This is a genomic window from Streptomyces pseudovenezuelae (assembly GCF_001513955.1).
Lineage (GTDB): Bacteria > Actinomycetota > Actinomycetes > Streptomycetales > Streptomycetaceae > Streptomyces > Streptomyces pseudovenezuelae.
Genome location: NZ_KQ948150.1, coordinates 42,620 through 65,101 on the forward strand (window position 1 = coordinate 42,620; position 22,482 = coordinate 65,101).

The window sequence follows — 22,482 nt, forward strand, 5'->3', positions numbered from 1 at the left end:
TCCCGATCGCCGGGCTCTTCAGGTCACGTTCGGGGCAGGGGGATGGTCACCTCGTCCTCGACCGGCGGGTCGATCTCCTGGGCCAGGTTGCCGGTGGCCGCGAAGCAGCGCAGACGCACCGCCTCCGGGGTGACGTCCAGCCGCAGGAAGCACTTGAAGAACGGCGGGCTGTACGTCGCCGAGCTCGGCGAGAACAGCTGGGTGTAGATCTTGCGCACGGGGAGGCGGAACCGCGAGGTGCGGTCGGGCCGGCCGCCCGCGCCCAGGAGACTGGCGACCAGGCGGGTGCGGAAGGTGATGCGGGGTGCCTCGCCCGGAACACGCGTGGGCGGGATGCCGAGGCGCTCGGCGATCACCGCGGTGGCCTCGGCCTCGGTGAGGGTGAAGAAGCGGCGCAGGTGCAGCCGGCGGCCGTAGAGCCTGCTGTAGAAGGCCAGGGAGTCGCCGCGCAGCGGATAGCAGCGGAAGTCCTTCTCCGTGACGTCCGCGACGGAGACGTGCGGGATGGTGTGCGTGGCGTGCATGAACGCGCCGCCGCCGCCCGAGACGACGTACTGGACGGTGCGGCCGTCCACGTCGACCGGATAGCGCTGGTAGTTGTGGATGTCGCCGCCTATCGCCGCGACGTAGTGGTGCTCCGCGTCGCGCACGATGTCGTCGACGGTGCCGCCGCCCTCGATGGCGCACGGGTGGTGCTCGCCGTCCACGTACAGGGGTGAACCCGTGATGAGGATCTTCGGGCGCGGGCCCCGGGACACCTCGCGCAGCCAGGCGCCCTGTTCGGCGTCGAGAGTGCCGAGCAGCCCGGTGTCGATGCCGATGATCCGCAACGGTCCGGCGTCGACGGCCCAGTACGGGCCCGGCTGGACGCCCTGTTGGGACGGCTTCGCACGCAACTCGCGTGCCTTGTCGAGGTGTTGCCCGTCCGTCGCACGCGGGCGGTGCCACAGCAGGGAGCGCAGCCAGGCGCCGGTGAGGGGGCGGGGTGCGGGCTCGGGGTCCAGCGGCGGGGCGTCGTCGCAGAAGACGCGCATGAAGGCGCCGAGATCCTCGTACCAGTCGTGGTTGCCGGGTATCGCGTAGATCGGCGCCGGATAGTCCTGATAGGGCCGGAAGAACTTGGTGCCGTAGTCGTCCGCGCTGCCCACCGGGTAGATCACGTCACTGGCGACGACCGCGAACCGGGTGTCCTGACTGATCCTCAAGAACCCGGGCACGACGGCGTACTGGGGGTCGTCCCCCTCGCCGGTGTCGCCGATGACCATGAACGAGAACCGCTCCGGATCCGCACGCCGGATCACCTTGTCGGCGGGGGCGCCGGCCGCCGTGCGCTGGGCGACCCAGCGGCTTCGGGTGCGGCCCGTGGGATCGCCGAACCAGGAGGCGAGCACGCCGTTGCGGGCCGCCCACAGCGTCTTCGGGTTCAGCCACGAGATCTTCTCGACCTCGGGCGGCATCAGCCGCTTGTACTCGCCGAGTCGGGTGGAGCCCCAGCCGGCGCCTTCGGCGGTATCGCGTGAGGAGTCAGACACCGGTGCACCGTAACAACGATCTAGAACCGGCCAGGAAGGGGGGGAGTGGTCCACGGCGGTCCCCCTCCCCGGCATCACCCGATCCGTGGGGCCCCGGGAAGCGTGGTGCTCACCTGCTCGGGCCGTGCGGCGTCGCCCAGTGCGGATCCTGCGGTGCGCGGGCGTGGATCACCCTGGGCTCCTGATCCTCGAAGGCCGGATCGGACGGTGGCGCGGTGCGGGCGGTGGCGGACGTGCGGTTCCACTCGCCGTCGCCGAGCACCAGGAGCGGGTCGAACATGACCACCACGCCGGCCAGCAGCAGGAAGATCGCCGGTCCCAGGAGCATGGGCAGCAGCAGCGAGGAGGGTGAACCACCCGCCCACGAACCGCCGGTCCCGTCGTGCACATGGACGCTGACCGCGGACATGCCCGTGTAGTGCATCCCCGTCACGGCGACGCCCATGATCAGGCTGGCGCCGAGGCTCGTGAGGAAACCGCGGATCGTGACGGCCGCCCACAGGGCCGCCGTCGCCGCGACGATCGCGATGACCACGGAGAGCGCGACGACGGCCGCGTCGTACCGGATCGTCCCGTTGAGATGCAGTGCCGCCATGCCCAGGTAGTGCATCGCGGCCACGCCGAGGCCGGTGACCACGCCCGCGAAGGACAGGTTCAGCGGGCTGGCGCCGCGATAGCCGACGATGAACACACCGATGCCCACGACGACGACCGCCACCGCGAGACTGAGGACCGTGAGCCCGGCGTCGTAGCGGATCCGGGTCTCCACCACCTGGAAACCGATCATGGCGATGAAGTGCATCGTCCAGATGCCGCAGCCGATGGAGGCGGCGCCGAGCGCGAGCCAGCCCGCCTTCCACGACTGGGTGCTGAGCAGGGTGCGCACGATGCAGCGCAACCCCAGAGCCCCTCCGAGGCACGCCATGAGGTAGGCGGCGACCGGGGTCACCGCACCGTAGCGGAACCCGTCGACCGTGCCTTCCATAAGCCAACTCCCCCCAGAGTTCTGGCCGGTTGTGGAGGAAGGGTTACGGCTGAGGATCGGGTAAAGCAAGGCATTACCGCGGGTAAGCGGTGAACTCCCGCAGAGCGCTGTTGAACTTAAGTCACATGAGGGCGAGTTCCGGCCAAGTGCGTTCCAGGAGCGCGTGGATGTGCCACAGTTGGCCAATTTTCAGCATCCGCGCGGTACGGGTGATCCTATTCGACTGACCCCATTCGACTGATCCCGTTCGACGTGGAAATACGGTTGCCGGTCCGCCGTCGTCCGTGAACCATCCCGCCCCGTGACCACTCGCACCGAACAGCCGCCCTCGACCACCCGTCCCCTCGCCCTCATCACCGGTGTGGGCCGCACGGTCGGCATCGGCGCCGGGATCGCGCGGCGGCTGGCGGCATCGGGGTGGGACATCGCGTTCACCTACTGGAACCCGTACGACACCCGCATGGCCTGGGGCGCCGAACCCGACGCGACCCGGACGATCGAGACGAGTCTGTCCGAGCGGGGCGCGGCCACCGCCGCCATCGAGGCGGACCTCGCCGACCCCCGGACGCCGGCCCGGGTCTTCGACGAGGCGGAGCGACGGCTCGGCCCCGTCACCGCGCTGGTGCTGAGCCACTGCGAGTCGGTCGACTCCGGCCTGCTCGACACCACCGTGGAGAGCTTCGACCGGCACTTCGCGGTCAACACGCGCGCGACCTGGCTGCTCATCCGCGAGTTCGGCCGCCGCTTCGGCGCGGAGCGCGGTACCGGCCGGATCGTCAGCCTCACCAGCGACCACACCGTCGGGAACCTGCCCTACGGGGCGAGCAAGGGGGCCATGGACCGCATCACCCTGGCCGCCGCCCACGAACTCGCCCACCTCGGAGTGACCGCCAACGTCGTCAACCCGGGTCCCGTCGACACCGGTTGGATGACTGAGGAGGTCCGCGCGCACTGCCTCGACGCCACCCCGCTCGGCCGCCTCGGCACCCCGCAGGACACCGCCCATCTGGTCGACTTCCTGTGCTCACGCGAGGGGCAGTGGGTCAACGGTCAGCTGCTGAAGAGCAACGGCGGTCTGGCGTAGGGCGTTCGAAGAACTCGCCCAACAGCGGCAGCAACAGAGACGTCCGCTGCATGAGGGTCATGTGGGTGGTGGCCGGCAGAACCGCCAACTGCGCTTCGGGGATCAGCCGGTGCATCTCGGCGGCGTGCTCCAGCCGTACGAAGTCGGTGTCGCCGACGAGCAGCAGGGTGGGCACCCGCAGCCCGCGCAGGTCGTCGGCGGTCCAGGGCAGCGGGGCGTGCGCGGTCGCCGAGACCTTGGCGAGGAAGTCCTGGAAGTGCTCGGGGTGGGGTGCGGTGGCCGCGTAGGCGTCGGCCATCTCCTGGAAGTCGTCCTGGCCGGGCAGCCGGGGTGAGCTGTAGTCCGGGACGCGGACCTCGTCGTGGACCCCGTCCTGGGCGTACATGGTGGCGGCGAGGGCGAGCCGTCCCACCCGCTCCGGGTGCCGGACCGCGACCTCCAGCGCGGCCAGGCCGCCGAGGCTGAAGCCCAGCACGTCGGCCTGCCGGATGCCGAGTTCGTCGAGCAGTGCCACGACGTCCGCGGCCAGCTGCGACACCGTCATCTCGCGGTCGATGTCGGCGGTGTGGCCGTGCCCCTGGAGCTCGGGAGCCACGACCGGCCGGTCGGCTGCCAGAGTGGGCAGTACGGCGGAGAAGGTCAGATCGACGGTGAGGCCACCGCCGTGCAGCAGTACCAGCGGACGGCTTCCGCCGGAGGCGGCGCCGTGGGTCTCGTAGTACATCTCCAAGCCGTTGACCTTGGCGTACGCGGAACTGTTCGGCACGGTCGTCACACCCCTTCTGCGGAAGTCGTCGTGAGGAAGACCTTGCGCGGACGCCGAAGTCATCGGGCCGGTGTCATCGGGCCGGTGTTACCGGCGCGGACACCGGCCGCAGCACCATCAGCGCGCCCTCGCGGCGCGCGACCATGGCGAACGGAAACCGGTCGGTCTGCAGGCAGAGGCGGACGTCGTCCGGGTGGATTCCCGGCAGGCCCTGCCGCGCACCCTGCGCCAGCGAGGCCGCCCAGCGGGAGTCCCGCGCACGGCGGAGATACGGTTCCGCCGCCACCTCGGGGGACTCGACGCACCGCCCGATGTACTCGGCACACGCGCGATCCTCCTCGGCCCGTCCCTCCTCGCCGGTGACGACGAAGGTCACCTCCTGCGCACCGCGCTCACGCAGCAGCCGTGCGGTCGCGCCGGCCACGACGAAACTCGCGCACAGCAGCAGCCGGGCGTCGGCCACCGCCAGGGCGCCCACCGTGCCCGAGGTCGTCTTCTGCACGATCGTGCGGCCCGGGAGGTCGTGCAGCGCCAGCATGGCCGGGGAGTTGACCGCGTCGAAGCCGGGTGCGGGCGGACCGTCCTTGAGGGCCAGCCAGCCCGGATGACGGTCCTTGAGCTCCAGCGCCTCGTCCTCCGAGGAGGCCAGCACGATCCTCTCGGCGCCCCCGGCGAAGGCCCATGCGGCCACCGAGAACGCACGCAGTACATCGATGACGACGGCGACGGCGGGAGTGCGCGTCAACTCCGGTATGCCGAGCAAATGAGTACGCATCCGGCACATGGTGCCCCGGGGCGGCCGTACGCGTCCGGCGAATGGGAACAGGTGGTGGGTGTCGGGGGCGAGCGGCAGGCTGAGCGTCGTCGGGGCCGCGTGGGTCGCCGGGTACTGGCGGTGGGGTGTCCGGGATGTGCTCGGGCGACGGTGGGTACGCCCTTCAGCAGGCGCCCCAGTCGGAGAAGGCGGCTTGTTCGGCTCCCGCCGGCCGGACGCGCTCGGACGAACGGGGAGCCGTGGGCAGCGGTCGCCTCGCACGCGTGGCCCGGGCCTCCACCGGCTCAACAGGTCGCGGGGTTGGCCACGGCCCCCTTCACGTGACCGTGCCCTCCCGTCAAGGCTTGCGGGCCAGGCCGCCGTGCTCGGCCACGACCTCCGGGGTGGGGGAGCCGGGGTCCGGGCACCACTGTGTGACCGGGACGACGCCCGGTGCGAGGAGTTCCAGGCCGTCGAAGAACCGGGTGATGTCGTCGACTCCGCGCAGGACGTACGGGACGGCGCCGCTGTTGTTGTAGGCGTCCTGGGCCTGTTCGAAGACCGGGTCGACGCCGAGCGAGCCGTCGTTGACGCAGAGGTGACTGCCCGACGGCAGGGCGCCCATCAGCCGGGTGACGATCGAGCGGGCCTGGTCGTCGTCGGCGATGTGTCCCAGGATGTTGCTGAGGATGAGCGCGACCGGCCGGTCCAGGTCCAGCGTCTCGGCGGCGGCCGCGAGGATACGGTCGGGGTCCGTCGCGTCGGCCTCGATGTAGACCGTGGCGCCCTCGCGGGTGGACGTGAGCAGGGCGCGGGCGTGTGCCAGGACCATCGGGTCGTTGTCGACGTGGACGATCCGGGCGTCGGGGGCGATCGCCTGCGCGACCTCGTGGGTGTTGCGCGCGGTCGGCAGACCGGTGCCGACGTCGAGGAACTGCCGTACGCCCGCCTCGGACACCAGATGGGTGATGGTGCGACGCAGGAAGGCGCGGCTGCCGCGGGCGATCGTGACGATGCCGGGGAAGACGGCGGTGTAGGCGTCGCCGGCCGCCCTGTCGACGGGGTAGTTGTCCGTGCCGCCGAGCCAGTGGTTCCAGATGCGCGCGGAGTGCGGCACCGAGGTGTCGATCTCCGGATGTTCTGCGGGCTCGGGCGTCGTCACCTGGTCGGTCATGAGCGTCCGTCCTTCAGCCGAGGCGTCGATCGTGCACACCCCAACCTATGCCCGAACACCCTTGGCCCGCCTGGCGGTTCGGGATTCGGGGTCGGCGGCCGGGAGACCGCCGTCGCATCCAGGATCTGTCGGCGCCGGGCCCGGGCGTTCAGCCGCCGCGCCGCACCTGGGCCGCCCTGCGGGCCTCGGCCAGCTTGCGGGCCTCGCCGGCCTTGCGGGACTTGCCGCCGGTGCCGCGGGAGGTGTCCTTGCTGGTGCCCAGTCCGCGGAAGGGGGCGTTGGTGTTCTTGGGCCGGGGCACGGCGGGCCCGCCGTCGAGCGGGGTGCCGGAGGGTGCCTTGGCCCCGGTGATCCGGCTCAGCTGTGCCTCGCCCGAGCGCACCTTGGTGACCGTCGGCTCGATGCCGGCCTCGGCCATCAGACGGCTCGTCTCGCGGCGCTGACCCGACAGCACCAGGGTCACGACGCGTCCGGACTCGCCCGCCCGGGCGGTCCGGCCCGCGCGGTGCAGATAGTCCTTGGCGTCGGTGGGCGGATCCACGTTCACCACGAGGTCCAGGTCGTCGACGTGCAGGCCACGGGCGGCGACGTTGGTGGCGACCAGGACGGTGACCTGCCCGTTCTTGAACTGGGCGAGAGTGCGGGTGCGCTGCGGCTGCGACTTGCCGCTGTGCAGGGCCGCGGCGTGCACTCCGCTGCCCCGCAGGTGCCGGGTGAGCTGGTCGACACCGTGCTTGGTGTCCAGGAACAGCAGCACACGGCCGTCGCGGGCGGCGATCTCGGTCGTGACGGCGTACCGGTCGGGGCCGTGGACGACCAGGACATGGTGATCCATCGTCGTGACGGCGCCCGCGGCCGGGTCGACCGAGTGGACGACGGGCTCAGTCAGGTAGCGGCTCACCAGGTGGTCGACATCGCGGTCCAGGGTGGCCGAGAACAGCATCCGCTGGCCCTCGGGCCGCACCTGGTCGAGGACCTCCGTGACCTGCGGCAGGAAGCCCAGGTCGCACATCTGGTCGGCCTCGTCGAGGACGGTGATCCGCACCCGCCCCAGGCGGCAGGCCTTGCGCTCGACGAGGTCGTGCAGCCGGCCGGGGGTGGCGACGACGACCTCGGCCCCGTCCCGCAACGCGGCGATCTGCCGGCCGATCGACATCCCGCCCACGACCGCGGCCATCCGCAGTCCCAGGGCCTCGGCGTAGGGCGCCAGTGCCTCGCCGACCTGCTGGGCGAGCTCCCGGGTCGGCACCAGGATCAGAGCGAGGGGCTGCTTCGCCTCCGCACGCTGCCCGGCCGTCCGGACGAGCAACGGGAGGCCGAACGCGAGCGTCTTGCCCGAACCGGTCCGCCCGCGCCCCAGGACGTCACGTCCCGCGAGGGCGTCGGGCAGCGTGGCCGCCTGGATCGGGAAGGGCTCACGCACCCCGTGCTCACCGAGGGTGCGCAGCACCGGGGCCGGGAGCGCCAGATCGGCGAAGGAGGCGGCAGGGGAGGCCGTGCCGGGACGGTCGGGGTGCTCAGGGTGGTCCATGAAGAGCCTTCCGCAGAGGGGACGTACCGAGGAAGGCCCGGCAGGAAGTCAGGAGCGCGCAAACGATAAACGGTAACACAAAGTGATGGTGGGTCCGGGCGTGACGAAGATACGGCCCTGGTCGACGGCTGGGACAGCCACCGCAGCCGAGACGGCTGCGGCCCCACCGCGGCGTTCTTAGAACGCGCGCTTGAGCAGGTCGAGCAGTGCGGCCCAGTGCCGCTCGTCGCCCTCGCGGTGGTACGAGGCGGTGTCGGCCTGGGTGAAACCGTGCGGGGCTCCGTCGTAGACCTCGAACCGGTGGCGGACCTTGGCCTCGGTCAGCGCGGTGGCGAGACGCTCGATCTGCTCGGGAGGCAGTGACGGGTCGCCGTCGGCGTGACCGAAGTACAGCTCGGCGGTGATGCGCCCGGCCACCAGGTGCGGGCTGTCCGGAGCGTCGGTCGCCAGGCGTCCCCCGTGGAATCCGGCCGCCGCGGCCACCCGCTCCGGATAGGTGCCGGCGGTGAGCAGGGACAGCCGTGCGCCCATGCAGTAGCCGGTGAGGGCGACCGGACCGTCGGCGACCTCGGGGCGATCGGCCAGCCAGCGCAGATACGCCCCGGCGTCCCGCATCGCGAGTTCGGGCGTCAGCGCCCGCATGACCGGCACGATCTTCTCGAAGATCTCCGGCCGCGCGTCCGGGTCGATGAACTCGGGCAGGTCGAAGACCGGCGCGGGTCCGTGGCGGTAGAAGAGGTTGGGTACGAGGACCGTGTAGCCGGCCTCGGCGAGCCGGTCGGCCATCGACCTTAGCTGGGGGCGCAGCCCGAAGGCGTCCTGGAAGAGCAGGACGGCCGGCCGGGGCACCCCGTCGCCCGGGTGGGCGAGATAGGCGTCGGCGACGCCGTCCTCGGTGGGGATGTCGACGGCGGTTCCCGATACGGAGGTCATGGGGGTGCCTCTCTGCGCGTGCGACGGCGAGCAGGTCGCCGGCCCGGCGGGACCGGGCCGGGGCACATGCTTGCACGTACCATCCAACCGGCCGTCGCTGCCCCCTCCCGCTTGAGAGCCGCTTTACTCGAATTACTCGAACCGGCTGGTGTCACCCGCGCCGTGCCGCACGATCTCCGCCTCACCGCCCGAGAAGTCGATCACGGTCGTCGGCTCGGTGCCGCAGTCGCCGGAGTCGACGACCGCGTCCAGCACATGGTCGAGACGGTCCTTGATCTCCCAGCCCTGGGTCATCGGCTCCTCCTCGTCGGGCAGGAGCAGGGTGCTGGACAGCAGCGGCTCCCCGAGCTCGGCGAGCAGCGCCTGAGTGACGACATGGTCGGGGATGCGCACGCCGACCGTCTTCTTCTTCGGGTGCTGGAGCATGCGCGGCACCTCCTTCGTCGCCGGGAGGATGAAGGTGTAACTGCCGGGCGTCGATGCCTTGATCGCGCGGAACACGTCCTTGTCGACCCGTACGAACTGGCCGAGCTGCGCGAAGTCCTGGCAGACGAGGGTGAAGTGGTGCCGGTCGTCCAGACGCCGGATGGTCCGGATCCGGTCGATGCCGTCACGGCTGCCCAGCCGGCACCCGAGCGCGTAGCAGGAGTCCGTCGGATACGCGATCAGCGCGTCCGAGCGGATGCTCTCGGCGATCTGGGAGATGGTGCGGGGTTGCGGGTTGTCGGGGTGCACGTCGAAGTACTTCGCCATTGGTCGAGCTTATGCCGTCGGCACCCGGCGGCGACGCAGGGCGGGGTGCCGTCGAACGGCGCGGGGAGACTCGTGCCTCCTTCCCCTTTCGTTTCGCGTGCGCCCGGGTTGAGTCTCCCGCAGGGGGAGACCGCAGGATGAGCTCATGGACGACGGCACGCTCCTCTCGATCGGTGACCTGGCCCGGCAGACCGGGCTGACGGTGAAGACGATCCGTTTCTACTCCGACGAGGGCATCGTGACGCCCGCCGACCGCACCCACGCCGGCCACCGCCGCTACGGCCCCGAGGCCGTCACCCGGCTCGCCTTCGTACGGACACTGCGCGAACTGGGCCTCGGCCTCGACGCGATCCGGCAGGTCCTCGACCGTGGACTGGCCCTGGACGAGGTCGCCGCACAGCACGCCGCGGCGCTGGACGTCCAGATCGGCGTCCTGCGGCTGAGACGGGCGGTACTGACCGCCGTGGCACGACGAAGGCCCACACCCGAGGAGACCCACCGCATGCACGAACTGGCCCGAATGCCCGAGGCCGAACGCCGCCGCCTGGTCGACGACTTCCTCGACGCCGTGTTCCCGGACCCCGGCTGCGCGGCCGTCCGCCGCTCCCTGACCCCGGAACTCCCCGACCGGCCCACGGAAGAACAACTGCGGGCGTGGATCGAGCTGGCCGAACTCGCCCTGGACCCGGACTTCCGGGCCGGCCTGCGGCGCACCGCGCGGGCCCACTGCTACGGCGCCTCCACGCCGCCGCGCCCCGACGTCGCCGCCCTGGCCCGGGAACACGCGCAACCCGCCCTCGACGCGGGGATCGCGCCGGAGTCACCCGAGGCCGACCCCCTCGTCACGGCACTCTCCGCACACTGCGCCCGCACGCTGGACCGCCCCGACGACACCGCCCTGCGCCACCACCTGCTGACCCGTCTGGAGACCGCGCACGATCCGCGCAGGGACCGCTACACGGAACTCCTCGCCCTCATCAACGCATGGCCCCCGCCGGCCCGCCTCGCCCCTGCCCTCGCCTGGTCGACGATCGCGCTCCGGGTGCGGACGGCCTAGCGGCGTGGGCCGAGCTGTGGAGTGCGGTGGATGAGCCCGTCCGGGGGGGAGAGTCCGGGGAGAGCGGGCCGCCCGGCCTCGCCATCCGGCCCAGCGGCGGATCGTGCCGGGCCGAACAAGGCCGATCCGAACGGCATTTCGCGGCCCGCCACCGACACGCCGTGTCCTGCCGGGGGCCCACCGCCAGCAATGTCGCGTCCTGTCGGAGGGCTGGCGGTCGGCGACACCGTCTCCTGTCGGAGGGCTGGCGGTCGGCGACACCGTCTCCTGTCGGAGGGCTCACCGCCGGCAACGCCGCGTCCTGTCGGAGGGCTCACCGCCGGCAACGCCGCGTCCTGTCGGAGGGCTCACCGCCGGCAACGCCGCGTCCTGTCGGAGGGCCCGCCACCGGCAACACCACCTCCCGCCGGACGGCCCGCCACCGCCAACCCCGCCCCCGCCGCCGCAGGGCCCGCAACCGCCGCCGCCCACCTGTCCGCCACTGCACCGCCATCCCCGCGCCAGGGACACACCAGTGCCGCCAGGGACACCTCAGCGCCCCCACCCTCCCCACCGGACCGCGTCCCGCGCAGCGCCCGTCCGCCGCAGGTGAGGTAACGTCCCGAGCGGTGCGCGATGAAGGACGCGAGGGGCGAGGAGAAGGGTGACGTGGCAGGTCAGGCGGGTGGGAGCCGGGCGGCAGAGGATGCCGGAGGCCCGACGTGGGCCCAGGAGCTCCTCGACCATCTGCGTCCGACCAGCCGTGACGTCCGCCGGGTCGTCGCCTGGCTCGCGCAGACCGTGGACGGCACGGCCGCGCTCCAGGACGACAGCGGAACCCTTGTCGCCGGAACGCCCATGGCGCTGGACGAGAACCTGGTCGCCGACATCCTCGCCGGTCGCATCGCCTCCGCGGCCACGGCGGACGAGGGCAGCCACCTGCGCCTGGTCAGGGTCGAGCATGCGAACCCGGCTTCCGGCGGAGCCGGGGTACTCGCGGTGGCCCGCCCGGACCCCTTCGACCGGCGCACCTCCGACATCCTCACGCACACCGTCCAGGTCCTCGAACTCCTGCTGCGCGCCCGTGGGACGACCGAGGCCGGCCGGCGGCTGAAGCGGGCCACGTCCGATCTGCGCCTGGCCATACTGCAGTTGCTCATGGTCGAGGACATCGTCTCGGCGCGCCGCGTCGCCGCGGGGCTGTGGCCCGGCCTGCTCGACACCGACACGGCGTGCGTCTACGTCCTCGAAGGTGACGTCGCGCAACGGGACCGGCTCGCCGAGGAGTGCCTCAGGATGACCGGCGACCGCGCCCTGGTGGTGCGCTGCCCGGCCATGGACGAGCACGTGATCATCGTGACCCCGGGGGACGCGGCGAGCGAGGCCCTGCGCTCGCTCGTGGACCGCACCCCCGGCACCCTGCTCGGCGGCAGCTCCCGGCAGAACCTCGCCCGGACCGCCACCGCCTACGGTCAGGCGGTCAGCGCCCTCGCCGTGGCCCGCGTACGCCCCGACAAGGCCGCCCTGTACGCCGAACGCAACCGCCCCGAACGCCTGATGGACCCGGCCGCGCTGCGAGAGTGGACCGCCCGCGTGCTGCGTCCGCTGGACAGGCTGCCGCACCACACCCGCGCCGAACTGCTCGCCACCACCCGCCTGGGCCTGGAGTTCACCGCCGTGAGTGCCGCCAAGGTCCTCGGCGTCAGCCGCAACACGGTCCGCGCCCGCATGGAACGCGTCGAGTCCCTGCTGCGCACCGACTTCACCGATCTGACCGTCCGCGCGACCGTCCACCTGGCCCTGAGCACCCAGGTCAGCCTCGCCGACGGACAGGGCGATCGCGGCGGCCCCCGGCGGACCCGCGTCCGGCTGGGCGACCTGCTGGCCGGACCCGCGCTGGAGACCTGGGCCCGGGAGCTGCTGGGCCGCCTGGACAGCGACGCCCGCGACCTGCGCCGCACCCTGCGCAGCTGGATCGCCGCAGGCGGCAACGCGGAACGGGCCGCGCAGACACTGGCCGTCCACGCGCAGACCGTCCGTGAACACGTCCGCAGCGCCGAACCCGTCCTCGAACGACGGCTGATCGCCTCGGGCAGCGACCTGTACGAAGTCGTCCTGGCCCATCTGGCGGCCGGTGAACTCGACCACCCCGTCCTGCTCCGGGACGATCCGGGCCATCCGGACGCACCTGTGCACGGGTGAGTCCTGTGCCGCGCACAGCGGGCATCGACGCGATTCACAAGGGTGCGCAGGTCACGTAGGTTCGAGGCACCGCGGGGGGAACGACCGGAACGGGGGACCGGTCGCGCCCCCTGCGACGTTTCTTCGCGCGCCCCGCCCCGGGACGCCGGTCTCCGGCCCGGCGCCCCGCCCCGGGACGCCGGTCTCCGGCCCGGATTTCCGCCCAGGCGCGGACTGACCCGCGGACGACGGGTACCCGTCCGGCTCCGGAACGTCCACCGCTGGAGGAGGCCGGAATGACCAGCAGTAGCCGCAAGGCCGCCGAGACCGGCAAGAACCTGCTGCGCGCCCGCCTGAACGGCGGCTGACCCGCTAGCGCGGAAGGGCCGGACAGACGGGTGTCCGGCCCTTCCGTCCTGCGGGGACAGGGCGTCGCCGCCGGGATGGCGCGTGCTCCGGTGCATGCGGGAGCCGGGCCGCCCGAGCCAGGAACGCTCCACGGGCAGTAGCAACCGCGCTCGGGGCGCATGGCGACTGAACAACCGTAACCGATCTTCCGTACCTCAGGGCGTAGTCGTACGCCGACTGGATACGGAGAGGTTCGTGCCGCGACGAGGACGCAATCATCGGATCACCGCGCTGCGCATGGGCACCCTCGTCGGGAGCCTCGCGCTGGTCACGGCCTGCGGCGGAGGCGAGGACGACACCGCCGGTACCCCGCGACCGTCGAAGAGCTCCGCCGCGCCCGCCGCCGGCATCGTGGCCCCGGCCAGGATCGAGGTGATCGCCGGACTGGCCGGCTGCAAGGCCGAGATCCGTATCGAGGCGGACGAGTTGCGCGAGGGACTGTGCCACTCGGAGCGGGCCGACTACCGCATCACCACCTTCCCCGCGGAGAAGTACAAGGAGGCGTGGCTCGACGCGGCCAGTGTCTACGGGGGCACGTACCTGGTCGGCCCCGGGTGGGTGGTCAGTAGTAAGGCGGAGCACCTGGAACAGGCCAGGAACAAGCTCGGCGGGACCATCCGGAACCTGCGGGGCACGTCGTAGGTTCCGCCAGGCGCGCCCCCGGCGGAACCCACACCGTCAGACGACGAGCGCGGAGACCTCGTTCTGGACGGGCCTCGGTTCGAGGACCCGCTCGGCCAGGTATCCGAACAGCAGACCGAGCGCCGCCCACAGGACGGCCTGGACGCCGAGCGAGGCCAGGCGGAACTCCCACAGGTCGGTGGCCGGGAAGCCCTTCGGGGTGTTGTCCCCGGCGGGCAGGACGACCATCGCCACCGCCACCGCGGCGACGAAGGCGACGCCGGCCGCGGTGGAGGCGTTCCAGTTGCCCCAGGCCGGGGCCATTCTGCGGCCCAGCAGGACCGCGCCGGTCCCGAGGAGCACGCTGAGCGCGATCATCAGGACGAACAGGACCGTGCGCTGGTCGATGGTGTCCGGGTCACCCACCGCGGGCGGGTTCGCCGGATACTTCAGGGTCGGCACGAGGTAGACGGTGAGGAATCCGCCGAGCGCCGCCAGAGCGGCCGTCGCCCGTGCCCCGAACCGGCCGATCCGGCCCAGCGCGAAGCAGAACGCCAGCGCCATGATGCCGCCGATGGCGACCCCGAAGACGAGGACACCGGTGGCCAGCCCGGCGGTCGACTGCACGGAACGGCTGACGAGTTCCTCGCCGTGCTCGTGGGAGCCCGACTCCTCGAACGCGATGGCCGCGTCCACCGGACCCTCCCCGACCAGGTAGGCGAAGACGAAGGCCAGGACACCCGCGCCGAGTCCGGCGAGCATGCCGCGCGCCAACAGGGCGCGTACGACTGTGGAGTTCATGATGGTCCGCCCCGCCTCAGTGGCAGGGGAAGCCGAGCAGGTGGCGTGCGTCGTGCACCCACTCGTGGACGCCCTCGCCGGAGACGAGTGCGGTGGCGCCCTGTTCGGCGCCGACGAAGTACAGCAGGACCAGCATCAGGACGCCGAAGAAGACGGCCCAGGGGACGAGCGCACGCACCGGCAACGGGGTGATGGCAGGGTTGGTGGGCGTGGGGGCGGCAGTGGACTGCGCCATGGCGAGACCTCCTCGGGAACAACGCGTCCCGCATCGTGTGGAGCACTCGACGACGGCGTGGGGTCTGACTCACCACCACCTCGTCGCCGAGGTGTGGCACACAGTGGCGCGACCGTGCCGGGCTTGCACCGGACTTCCGTGGCGCCGTCGTCCTTGTCGTCCCAGATGGTAGGGGCAATGGGGGCTGCGGCCAACATGGCGTACGCCACCTACGATGAACCACCCCCGGCTACTCGACGAAAGGCCCCGCATGACCGTCCGGCTCACCCTGCTGTGCGCGGCCGCCCGTACGGAACGCGACGTCCGCTTCGGCGACGCGGCGCTCGACGAGCGGGCACTGCACCGGGTGCGGGCCGTCGCCGGGACCCTCCCGCGGGCCGACACCCGCTGCTCGGCGCCCTCCCGGCGCTGCACGGAGACGGCCCGCACCCTCGGATGGGAGTCCGTCACAGCGCAACCGGCGCTGCGGGACCTCGACATGGGGTCCTGGTACGGCCGCACTCTCGACGAGGTGGCGGCAACCGACCCGTCGGGACTGGCCCGTTGGCTCGGCGACCCGGAGGCGGCCCCGCACGGCGGGGAGAGCGTGACGCGGATCTGCGACCGGGTGGCCGGATGGCTGGACGCGCTGCCGCCCGACGCGGGGCGGGTGCTGGCGGTGGTGGAACAGGCGGCGGCGCGGGCCGCGGTGGTGCATGCGCTCGGAGCGCCGCATCAGGCGTTCTGGAGAGTCGACGTCCCGCCGCTGTCCACTGTGGAGCTCACCGGGCGCGGCGGCCGCTGGAATCTGCGCATGGCCGAGCTGCCGCTCGGCCCGCGCGCACCACGCTGAAGAACGGACCGCGCGGACGCACGCGCCGCGTCGAACCACGCGTCCCGCTGAAGAACGCGTCACGCTCCCCGAAGCATGAGGTCCCGCAACGCCTTCGCCACGTCCGCCGGTGCCTCCTCCGCCATGAAGTGGCCGCAGGAGACGGTCGTATGGCGCAGGTCGTCGGCCCAGGCCTCCCACAGTGAGGCGGCCTCGTAGCCGAGCGCGGCGCCCCAGTCCTGCTGGAGCACGGTCACCGGCATGGCCAGCCGGTTCTCAGCGGCCCGGTCGGCCTCGTCGTGCTCGACGTCGACGCCCGCGGAGGCGCGGTAGTCGGCGACGATCGACGGCACCGCCTCGCGGCAGGCCCGCAGGTACTCGGCACGCACCTGGGGCGGGATCGCGTCGGGCCGGTTCGCCCACACGTCGAGGAAGTGGCCGAAGAACGCGTCCGCGCTCGCGGAGATCATCCGCTCGGCGAGACCGGGCGGCTGGGCCATGAGGTACAGGTGGAAGGCGACCGCCGCCGACGTGCCGTGCAGGGCGTCCCACATGTCGAGCGTCGGCAGGATGTCCAGACAGGCCAGGTGGGAGACCGCGTCCGGGTGGTCGAGGCCCGCGCGGAAGGCCACCAGCGCGCCGCGGTCGTGCCCGGCCAGCGCGAAGCGGGGGTGCCCCAGCCTTTGGGCCAGGGTGACGACGTCGGCGGCCATGGTCCGCTTGGCGTACGTGTGCGGGCCGTCCTCGCGCGGCTTGTCGCTGTCGCCGTAACCGCGCAGGTCGGGGCAGATCACGGTGTGGTCGGCCGCGAGGTCCGCCGCCACATGGCGCCACATCAGATGGGTCTGCGGAAAGCCGTGCAGCAGGACGACGGGTGTGCCGGTGCCTCCGACCGCCACCCGCAGGGACACGCCCTCGGCGACGGGAACGCGCTGGTACTCGAATCCGGCGATGGTGGGTTTCACGGCGGGGCTCTCTTCGGTCGTGCGGCGAGGGGGACACATCGGCGTCCGGGCCCGGTGGCGTCGATGAACCCAGCGTCCGGGGAGCGAATGAGCAACGGATGAACGCGTGTACGTTGAGGTGTGTGCGCGTGGTCGAGTTCGGAGTCCTGGGGGCCGTGGCCGCCTGGGACGAGACCGGGGAACCGATGGTCCTGAAGGGCCCGAGGCATCGTGCCGTACTGGCCCGTCTCCTCGTGGCCCGCCGCAGGGTCGTGCCCGTGCCCCGCCTCGTGGAGGACCTGTGGGCGGGGGACCCGCCGGCGGACGCGGTGGGCACCGTCCGGACCTTCGTCGCCGGGCTGCGGCGCGCGCTGGAACCCGAGCGGCCCCGCCGGACACCCTCCCGCCTCCTGGTCACCGAGGGTCCCGGCTACGCCCTGCGCGCCGAACCGGCCCACGTCGACGCCTGGCGGTTCGAGCACACCGTCGCCGCCGCGGTGGACCTGCCTCCCGCGCGGGCGGTGCCCCGTCTCACCGAGGCTCTGGAGCTGTGGCGCGGCCCCGCCTACGCCGACGTCGCCGGGGAACCCTGGGCCCGTGCGGAACGCTCCCGGCTCACCGGGCTGCGGCTGACCGCCGTGGAACGCCGCGCCGAGGCCCAGCTCGCCCTCGGCGCCGCAGCCGAGGCGGCCGCGGACCTCGACGCCCACGTGGCCGAGCACCCCTGGCGGGAGGACGCCTGGCAGCTGCTCGCCCTCGCCCTGTACCGCTGCGGACGCCAGGCCGACGCCCTGTCCGTCCTGCGGCGCGCCCGGCAGCTGCTGCGCGAGCACCTCGGCGTGGAACCGGGCCCGCGGCTGAACCGCGTGGAGCAGGACATCCTGCGGCACGCCGAGCACCTGGACCCGGGCCCCTCGGACACGGCCGGACAGGTGTGGGCGGAGGCCTCCGCGGCGTACGCGAGCATGGTCCCCCCGCGGGCACGCACCCGGCTGGAGTCGACCGCGGTGCTCATGCGGGAACTCGCCGTCACCGGGGGCGGCGGACTGGAGGCGGCGCGACGGCACCGCGCGGCGGCCGTGGCGGCGGCCGAGCAACTGGGCGATCCGGAGCTGACGGCGCGCGTGATCGGTGTCTACGACGTGCCCGCCGTCTGGACCCGCTGCGACGATCAGGTCCAGGCCGACCGGCTGGTGGGATCCGCGGAACGCACCCTGCGTCTCCTGCCGCCGGGCGGTCACGAGGCGGCACGGGCACGGCTGCTGGCCACGGTGGCGGTGGAGTCCCGCGGCACCCTTCCCGACGGGAGACGGGCTCTGCAGGCGGCCCGTCAGGCGGTGGAGAGCGCACGCCGGCTCGAAGACGCCGACCTGCTCGTCTTCGCCCTCAACGGCCTGTTCATGCAGACCTTCGAACGCACCGGACTCGCCGCCCGCCGGGACGGGATCGGTGCGGAGATCACCGAAGTGGCCGCCCGGCACGGCCTGTTCACCTACGAGGTCCTCGGCCGGCTGATCCGGCTGCAGGCCCACAGCGCCACCGCCGACTTCACGGCCGCCGACCGGCACGCGGCCGCCGCCGACGCGCTCGCCGCACGCCACGAACTGCCGCTCGTCGCCGTCTTCACCACGTGGTACCGCGCACTGCGCACCGCGGCGACAGAGCCCGCGCACATCGGCGAGGCCGCGTACCGGGAGGCAGCCAAGTCCCTTGAAGGCGCGGGCATGCCCGGCCTGGAGCACGGGCTGCTGCCCCTGGCCCTGCTCTGCCTCCGGCTGCATCACGGACTCCCCGTCACCGCCGACCCGCACACCGACTGGGGACCCTACGAACCGTGGGTGCGCCCCCTGTTGCTGCTCGCCGAAGGGCGCGCCCAGGACGCCGTACGCCTGCTGGCCGACGTTCCTTCCCCGCCCGGTGACCTGCTGTGCGAGGCGCTGTGGTGCCTGCTCGCCCGCGCGGCGATCCAGGTGGGCGACCGTGCGCTGATGCGGCGCGCCCGGAGCGCGCTCGAACCCGCCCGGGGTGAACTGGCGGGCGCCGCGAGCGGACTGCTCACCGCGGGCCCGGTCGCGGACCATCTGGACGCGCTGGCAGCCGCGTTCGCCGTGCACGCATCTTGACCTTGGTCGAGCCGGAGGCTTAGCGTTCGGGCGTTCACAGCGATTGAAACGATTCAAGAGCACTTTGGGGCGCCCCTATGCATGAAGCCATCCCGCAGCGCGGCGGACTGTCCCGACGCGCGGTCCTGGCCGCCGGGCTGACCGCGGGCGCCGTCGCGGCGCTCGGGGTGGCGGGGCCGGCCGCGGCCTCGGACACGTCCGCCCACTGGTTCGCGAACCCGGAGAAGTCCGTGCGGCCCAGGTTCCGCTGGTGGTGGCCGGACGGACTGGTGGACCCCGACGAGATCGCCCGCGAGATCGACCAGATCGCGGACGCGGGCTTCGGCGGTGTGGAGATCGCCGCCGTCCACCACAGCATCAAGGACAAGTCGGTCCTGGACACCGCGCACCACGGCTGGGGGAGCGGACCCTGGCGGGACGGCGTCGAGGCGGCGCTGCGCCGCGCGGCGGGACGGGGCCTCACCGTCGACCTCACCCTCGGCCCCAGCTGGCCCGTCGCCGTCCCCGGCCTCACCCCCGACGACGAGGCCGCCGCCAAGGAACTCGCCCACGGCCGCGCCGCGTTGACCGGCGGAAGCACCTACCGGGGCCCCGTCCCGCCGCCCGTGCACGCCCCGGCCGCGGGCGTGACCCGACAGCAGCTCCTCGCCGTGCAGGCCGCCCGGGTCGAGCCCGCCCACTCGACCCGCAAAGAGACCGGCCTCGACCTCGCGAGCGTCCAGGACCTCACCGCGACCGTCACCGACGGCGCGCTGACCTGGACGGCACCCGAGGGCGGCGACTGGGTGCTCATCTCCTCCTGGCTGCGCGGCTCCGGCCAGCAGCCCGAGTCCGGCCCCCATTCCGCCCCGGCCGCCTACGCCGTCGACCACTTCAGCCCCGCCGGCACCACCGCGGTCACCTCCCACTGGCGGGACCACATCCTCACCCCGTCCCTGCGGCGCCTGCTGCGGGCCGCGGGCGGCTCCTTCTTCGAGGACTCCGTGGAACTGGAGACGGACGGCCTGACCTGGACGTCCCTGCTGCCCGAGGCCTTCGAGAAGCACACCGGGCGGCCCCTGCTGCCGTATCTGCCCGCGCTCCTCCTGGACAAGGGCAACCAGGTCTTCGCCTACGAGGCCCAGGTGACCCGCCAGATCCGGCACGACTTCTGGGAGACCGTCTCCGGCCTCTTCAACCGCAACCACCTGACGGCCCTGCGGGACTGGGCACACACCCTCGGCATGACCCTGCGCTCGCAGCCCTACGGCCTCCAGACCGACGCCATAGCCTCGGCCGCGCTCCTCGACATCCCCGAGGGCGAGTCCCTCGGCTTCAAGAACCTGGACGACTACCGCTGCCTGGCCGGCGGCCGGGACATGGCAGGACGGACCGTCCTGTCCTGCGAGGCGGGCGCCTACAACGGCTCCGCGTACAGCACGACCTGGGACCGCTTCCTGCGGACCATGGGCGGCGCCTACGCGGCCGGCGTCAACCAGACCGTCGTGCACGGCTTCTCCTACGCCACCGCCCCCGGGGTGAACTGGCCGGGATTCGCGGCCTTCAGCCCCTACAACGGCACCGCCGGCTACGGCGAGTCGTGGGGCCCGCGCCAGCCCACCTGGCGACACGTCGAGGACATCGCCGGCTACCTCGGCCGGGTCCACCAGGTACTCCAGAGCGGTATGGCCAGGGCGGACGTCGCCGTGTTCCGGCAGACCGGCTACACCGCCACCGGTATCGGCGCCTCCTGGTTCACGGCGACCGGTGTCCCGCTCGGCTGGAGCCACCAGTTCCTCAGCGGCCCCCTCCTCGACCTGCCCTCGGCCACCGTCTCCCGCGGCCGGCTCGCCCCCGAAGGCCCCGCCTACAAGGCCCTGTTCGTCGAGGGCGACTTCTTCTACGGCTCCACCCCCACGCTCGCCGTCGAGGACGCCCGCAAGATCCTCGCCCTGGCCGAGGCGGGACTCCCCGTGGTCGTGTTCGGCGCCTTCGACCAGGCCCTGCCCCCCGGCGTCCCGGACCAGGGCGAGACCGACCGGCTGCGCGACCTCCTCGCCCGGCTGCTCGCACTGCCCCACGTCGTCCGGGTCACCGACAAGGCCGCCGTCGGCGACGCCCTCGCCGGGCTGGGCGTGCGCGCCGACGTACGGCACGCGACCGCCTCCACGCTCCTCAACGCCCACCGGGTCACCGCCGACGCGGACTTCTACTACCTGTGCAACGGCAAGCACGCCGAGACGGTCAAGCCGCCCGTCGCCGCGATCGACCACGACGTCACGCTGCGCCGCACACACGGCGCCAGGACGGTGCCGTATCTGCTCGACCCCTGGACCGGCGAGGCGACCCGGCTCGCGCGCTACACCGAGGACGGGGACGACATCACCCTGCGGGTCGCGCTCCAGCCCGGACAGACGATGATCGTCGCCCTCGGACGGCCCGGTCTGTTCGGCGACCGCCACGGCCACAGCCCGCACGCCGAGACCACCGACGCCGACTCGGTGCTGTTCACCGAGCGCGGCCTGACCGTGCGCGCCCGCACCGCCGGTACCTGGACCACCCGTCTGTCCCAGGGCCGCACCGTCACCACCAGGACCCCCGCCGTACCCGCGCCGATCACCCCGGTCCGCTGGGAACTGGACGTCGAGGACTGGTACCCGGGCCCGGACGCCACCCGCACCGAACGCGTCCGGCGCGGTCTCACGCTCGACACGCTCAGACCCTGGTCGCAGATCCCCGAACTGGCCGACTCCGCGGGCATCGGCCGGTACCGCACCACGGTGACCCTTCCGGCCGACTGGACGCCCGCCCACGGCGCCGAGCTGGAGCTGGGGCAGGTCAGCGACACGTTCCGGATCAGCGTCAACGGCCGACGGCTGCCCGCGGCCGACCGGCTCCACCCCGTCGTCGACCTCGGCCCCTGCCTGCGGCGAGGCGACAACACCATCGAGATCGAGGTGGCGACCCCGCTCGTCAACCGGCTCAGGGTCGCGCAGCCCACCGTGTTCGGCGCGGTCGCCCGCCAGGACCACGGTCTGGTGGGTCCGGTGCGGCTGGTGCCGTACGTGGAGGCGGCCGTGCGCTGACCGGCCGACGAGGGGCGTCGCCGTCGACCCGTCCCGTACCGGCTGTCGTGGAGGCCGGGGCGGGACGAGTCAGGCGTGAGCCGGGGGACGAGCGCAGTACAGGAACAGATGCGGTTCGGCGGCGCCTTCGGGATGGTCCGGGACGAACTCCACGGCCCGCTCCGACTCCACGGTCAGACCCGCGTCGCGCACCACGGCCGTCACGTCCTCGGCGGCGAAACTGGTCGCCCGGACGGGCTGGCCCATGAACTCGATGGCCAGATCCTCCACATCGGCCGGCACGGTGGCGAGGACCAGGGAGCCACCCGGCCGCAGGGCCCGCGCCAGCCGCCCCAGCACCCGCGACTGCTCGGCGCGGGTCATCTGGAGCAGCGAGAAGTACACGCAGACCGCGTCGAACGCGTCCTCCTCCAGCGGCAGTTCGCGGATGTCGGCGTGCCGGAACTCGGCCTGCGGCACCTGGCGCGCGGCCAGGTCGACCATGACGGGGGAGACGTCCACCCCCAGCACCTCGTGGCCGGCGGCCACCAGCGTCGACGCGGTGGGGCGGCCGGTGCCGCTGCCCACGTCCAGGACCCGGCTCCCGGGAGCCAGCCGCCCGGTCAGCCACTCCAGCGACGCCAGATGGGCTTCGGAACGGGCGAACGCCTTCTCGTACTCCAGACCCAGCGCATCGAAGACCGCTGCTGCCCGCTGCCCTCCGTCGGCCACGGCTTCGCTCCCCCCTCGCGATGTCCCGGCATCG

19 protein-coding genes are annotated in these 22,482 nt (G+C 72.7%); 7 read left to right on the top strand and 12 right to left on the bottom strand.

Annotated features, from left to right (window positions below; genetic code table 11):
- Window positions 1-23: 23 nt before the first annotated feature.
- Window positions 24-1,532: a metallophosphoesterase family protein gene (locus AQI94_RS28310; RefSeq protein ID WP_031048781.1), complete on the bottom strand. Its 1,509-nt coding sequence runs from the start codon at window positions 1,530-1,532 to the stop codon at window positions 24-26.
- Between the two features lie 109 nt (window positions 1,533-1,641).
- Window positions 1,642-2,517: an MHYT domain-containing protein gene (locus AQI94_RS28315; RefSeq protein ID WP_031048782.1), complete on the bottom strand. Its 876-nt coding sequence runs from the start codon at window positions 2,515-2,517 to the stop codon at window positions 1,642-1,644.
- Window positions 2,518-2,818: 301 nt separating this feature from the next.
- Between AQI94_RS28315 and AQI94_RS28320 the strand changes: the two genes are divergently transcribed.
- Window positions 2,819-3,601, top strand: a complete 783-nt coding sequence (locus tag AQI94_RS28320; protein WP_031048783.1) for an SDR family oxidoreductase — start codon at window positions 2,819-2,821, stop codon at window positions 3,599-3,601.
- Here the strand turns inward: AQI94_RS28320 and AQI94_RS28325 are convergent.
- From AQI94_RS28325 to AQI94_RS28350, 6 genes are all read right to left on the bottom strand, one after another.
- Complete coding sequence (locus AQI94_RS28325) at window positions 3,561-4,367, bottom strand: alpha/beta fold hydrolase (protein ID WP_225890279.1); 807 nt, start codon at window positions 4,365-4,367, stop codon at window positions 3,561-3,563. The genes AQI94_RS28320 and AQI94_RS28325 overlap by 41 nt on opposite strands.
- 73 nt (window positions 4,368-4,440) lie before the next feature.
- On the bottom strand, window positions 4,441-5,142 hold the full coding sequence (locus tag AQI94_RS28330; RefSeq protein WP_031048786.1) for a 2-phosphosulfolactate phosphatase: 702 nt from the start codon (window positions 5,140-5,142) through the stop codon (window positions 4,441-4,443).
- Between the two features lie 337 nt (window positions 5,143-5,479).
- Window positions 5,480-6,295 carry an SAM-dependent methyltransferase gene (locus AQI94_RS28335; RefSeq protein ID WP_031048787.1) on the bottom strand — a complete coding sequence of 272 codons (816 nt, stop codon included), beginning with the start codon at window positions 6,293-6,295 and terminating at the stop codon, window positions 5,480-5,482.
- 148 nt (window positions 6,296-6,443) lie between these two features.
- The gene (locus tag AQI94_RS28340; protein WP_031048789.1) at window positions 6,444-7,826 is read right to left on the bottom strand and encodes a DEAD/DEAH box helicase; all 1,383 of its coding nucleotides are present in this window, start codon (window positions 7,824-7,826) and stop codon (window positions 6,444-6,446) included.
- Between the two features lie 177 nt (window positions 7,827-8,003).
- Window positions 8,004-8,759 carry a dienelactone hydrolase family protein gene (locus AQI94_RS28345; protein ID WP_031048791.1) on the bottom strand — a complete coding sequence of 252 codons (756 nt, stop codon included), beginning with the start codon at window positions 8,757-8,759 and terminating at the stop codon, window positions 8,004-8,006.
- 132 nt (window positions 8,760-8,891) lie between these two features.
- A complete protein-coding gene (locus AQI94_RS28350) occupies window positions 8,892-9,512 on the bottom strand; it encodes an L-threonylcarbamoyladenylate synthase (RefSeq protein WP_031048795.1) in 621 nt (206 codons plus the stop codon).
- 145 nt (window positions 9,513-9,657) lie between these two features.
- Here AQI94_RS28350 and AQI94_RS28355 point away from each other — a divergent pair, with 145 nt between their 5' ends.
- From AQI94_RS28355 to AQI94_RS28365, 3 genes are all read left to right on the top strand, one after another.
- Window positions 9,658-10,569 carry a MerR family transcriptional regulator gene (locus AQI94_RS28355; protein ID WP_031048797.1) on the top strand — a complete coding sequence of 304 codons (912 nt, stop codon included), beginning with the start codon at window positions 9,658-9,660 and terminating at the stop codon, window positions 10,567-10,569.
- 648 nt (window positions 10,570-11,217) lie between these two features.
- Window positions 11,218-12,750, top strand: a complete 1,533-nt coding sequence (locus tag AQI94_RS28360; RefSeq protein WP_031051665.1) for a helix-turn-helix domain-containing protein — start codon at window positions 11,218-11,220, stop codon at window positions 12,748-12,750.
- 624 nt (window positions 12,751-13,374) lie between these two features.
- Window positions 13,375-13,779 (top strand): hypothetical protein, encoded by a 405-nt coding sequence (locus tag AQI94_RS28365; protein WP_031051663.1) that lies wholly within the window; start codon window positions 13,375-13,377, stop codon window positions 13,777-13,779.
- Between the two features lie 36 nt (window positions 13,780-13,815).
- On the opposite strand, the gene AQI94_RS28370 is transcribed toward AQI94_RS28365, so the two are convergent.
- Both AQI94_RS28370 and AQI94_RS28375 read right to left on the bottom strand, forming a co-directional pair.
- The gene (locus tag AQI94_RS28370; RefSeq protein ID WP_031051661.1) at window positions 13,816-14,559 is read right to left on the bottom strand and encodes a CbtA family protein; all 744 of its coding nucleotides are present in this window, start codon (window positions 14,557-14,559) and stop codon (window positions 13,816-13,818) included.
- A 16-nt stretch (window positions 14,560-14,575) separates the two neighbouring features.
- A complete protein-coding gene (locus tag AQI94_RS28375) occupies window positions 14,576-14,794 on the bottom strand; it encodes a CbtB domain-containing protein (protein WP_031051659.1) in 219 nt (72 codons plus the stop codon).
- A gap of 250 nt (window positions 14,795-15,044) precedes the next feature.
- On the opposite strand from AQI94_RS28375, the gene AQI94_RS28380 reads away from it, so the two are divergent.
- A complete protein-coding gene (locus AQI94_RS28380; RefSeq protein ID WP_031051657.1) occupies window positions 15,045-15,626 on the top strand; it encodes a histidine phosphatase family protein in 582 nt (193 codons plus the stop codon).
- 59 nt (window positions 15,627-15,685) lie between these two features.
- Here AQI94_RS28380 and AQI94_RS28385 read toward each other — a convergent pair whose 3' ends face one another.
- Window positions 15,686-16,570: an alpha/beta fold hydrolase gene (locus tag AQI94_RS28385; protein ID WP_031051656.1), complete on the bottom strand. Its 885-nt coding sequence runs from the start codon at window positions 16,568-16,570 to the stop codon at window positions 15,686-15,688.
- A 98-nt stretch (window positions 16,571-16,668) separates the two neighbouring features.
- On the opposite strand from AQI94_RS28385, the gene AQI94_RS28390 reads away from it, so the two are divergent.
- Window positions 16,669-18,672: a BTAD domain-containing putative transcriptional regulator gene (locus tag AQI94_RS28390; RefSeq protein WP_062229996.1), complete on the top strand. Its 2,004-nt coding sequence runs from the start codon at window positions 16,669-16,671 to the stop codon at window positions 18,670-18,672.
- A gap of 77 nt (window positions 18,673-18,749) precedes the next feature.
- Window positions 18,750-21,737 carry a glycosyl hydrolase gene (locus AQI94_RS28395; RefSeq protein ID WP_031049578.1) on the top strand — a complete coding sequence of 996 codons (2,988 nt, stop codon included), beginning with the start codon at window positions 18,750-18,752 and terminating at the stop codon, window positions 21,735-21,737.
- A gap of 69 nt (window positions 21,738-21,806) precedes the next feature.
- Here AQI94_RS28395 and AQI94_RS28400 read toward each other — a convergent pair whose 3' ends face one another.
- Complete coding sequence (locus AQI94_RS28400; RefSeq protein WP_037943161.1) at window positions 21,807-22,448, bottom strand: methyltransferase domain-containing protein; 642 nt, start codon at window positions 22,446-22,448, stop codon at window positions 21,807-21,809.
- Window positions 22,449-22,482 lie beyond the last annotated feature (34 nt).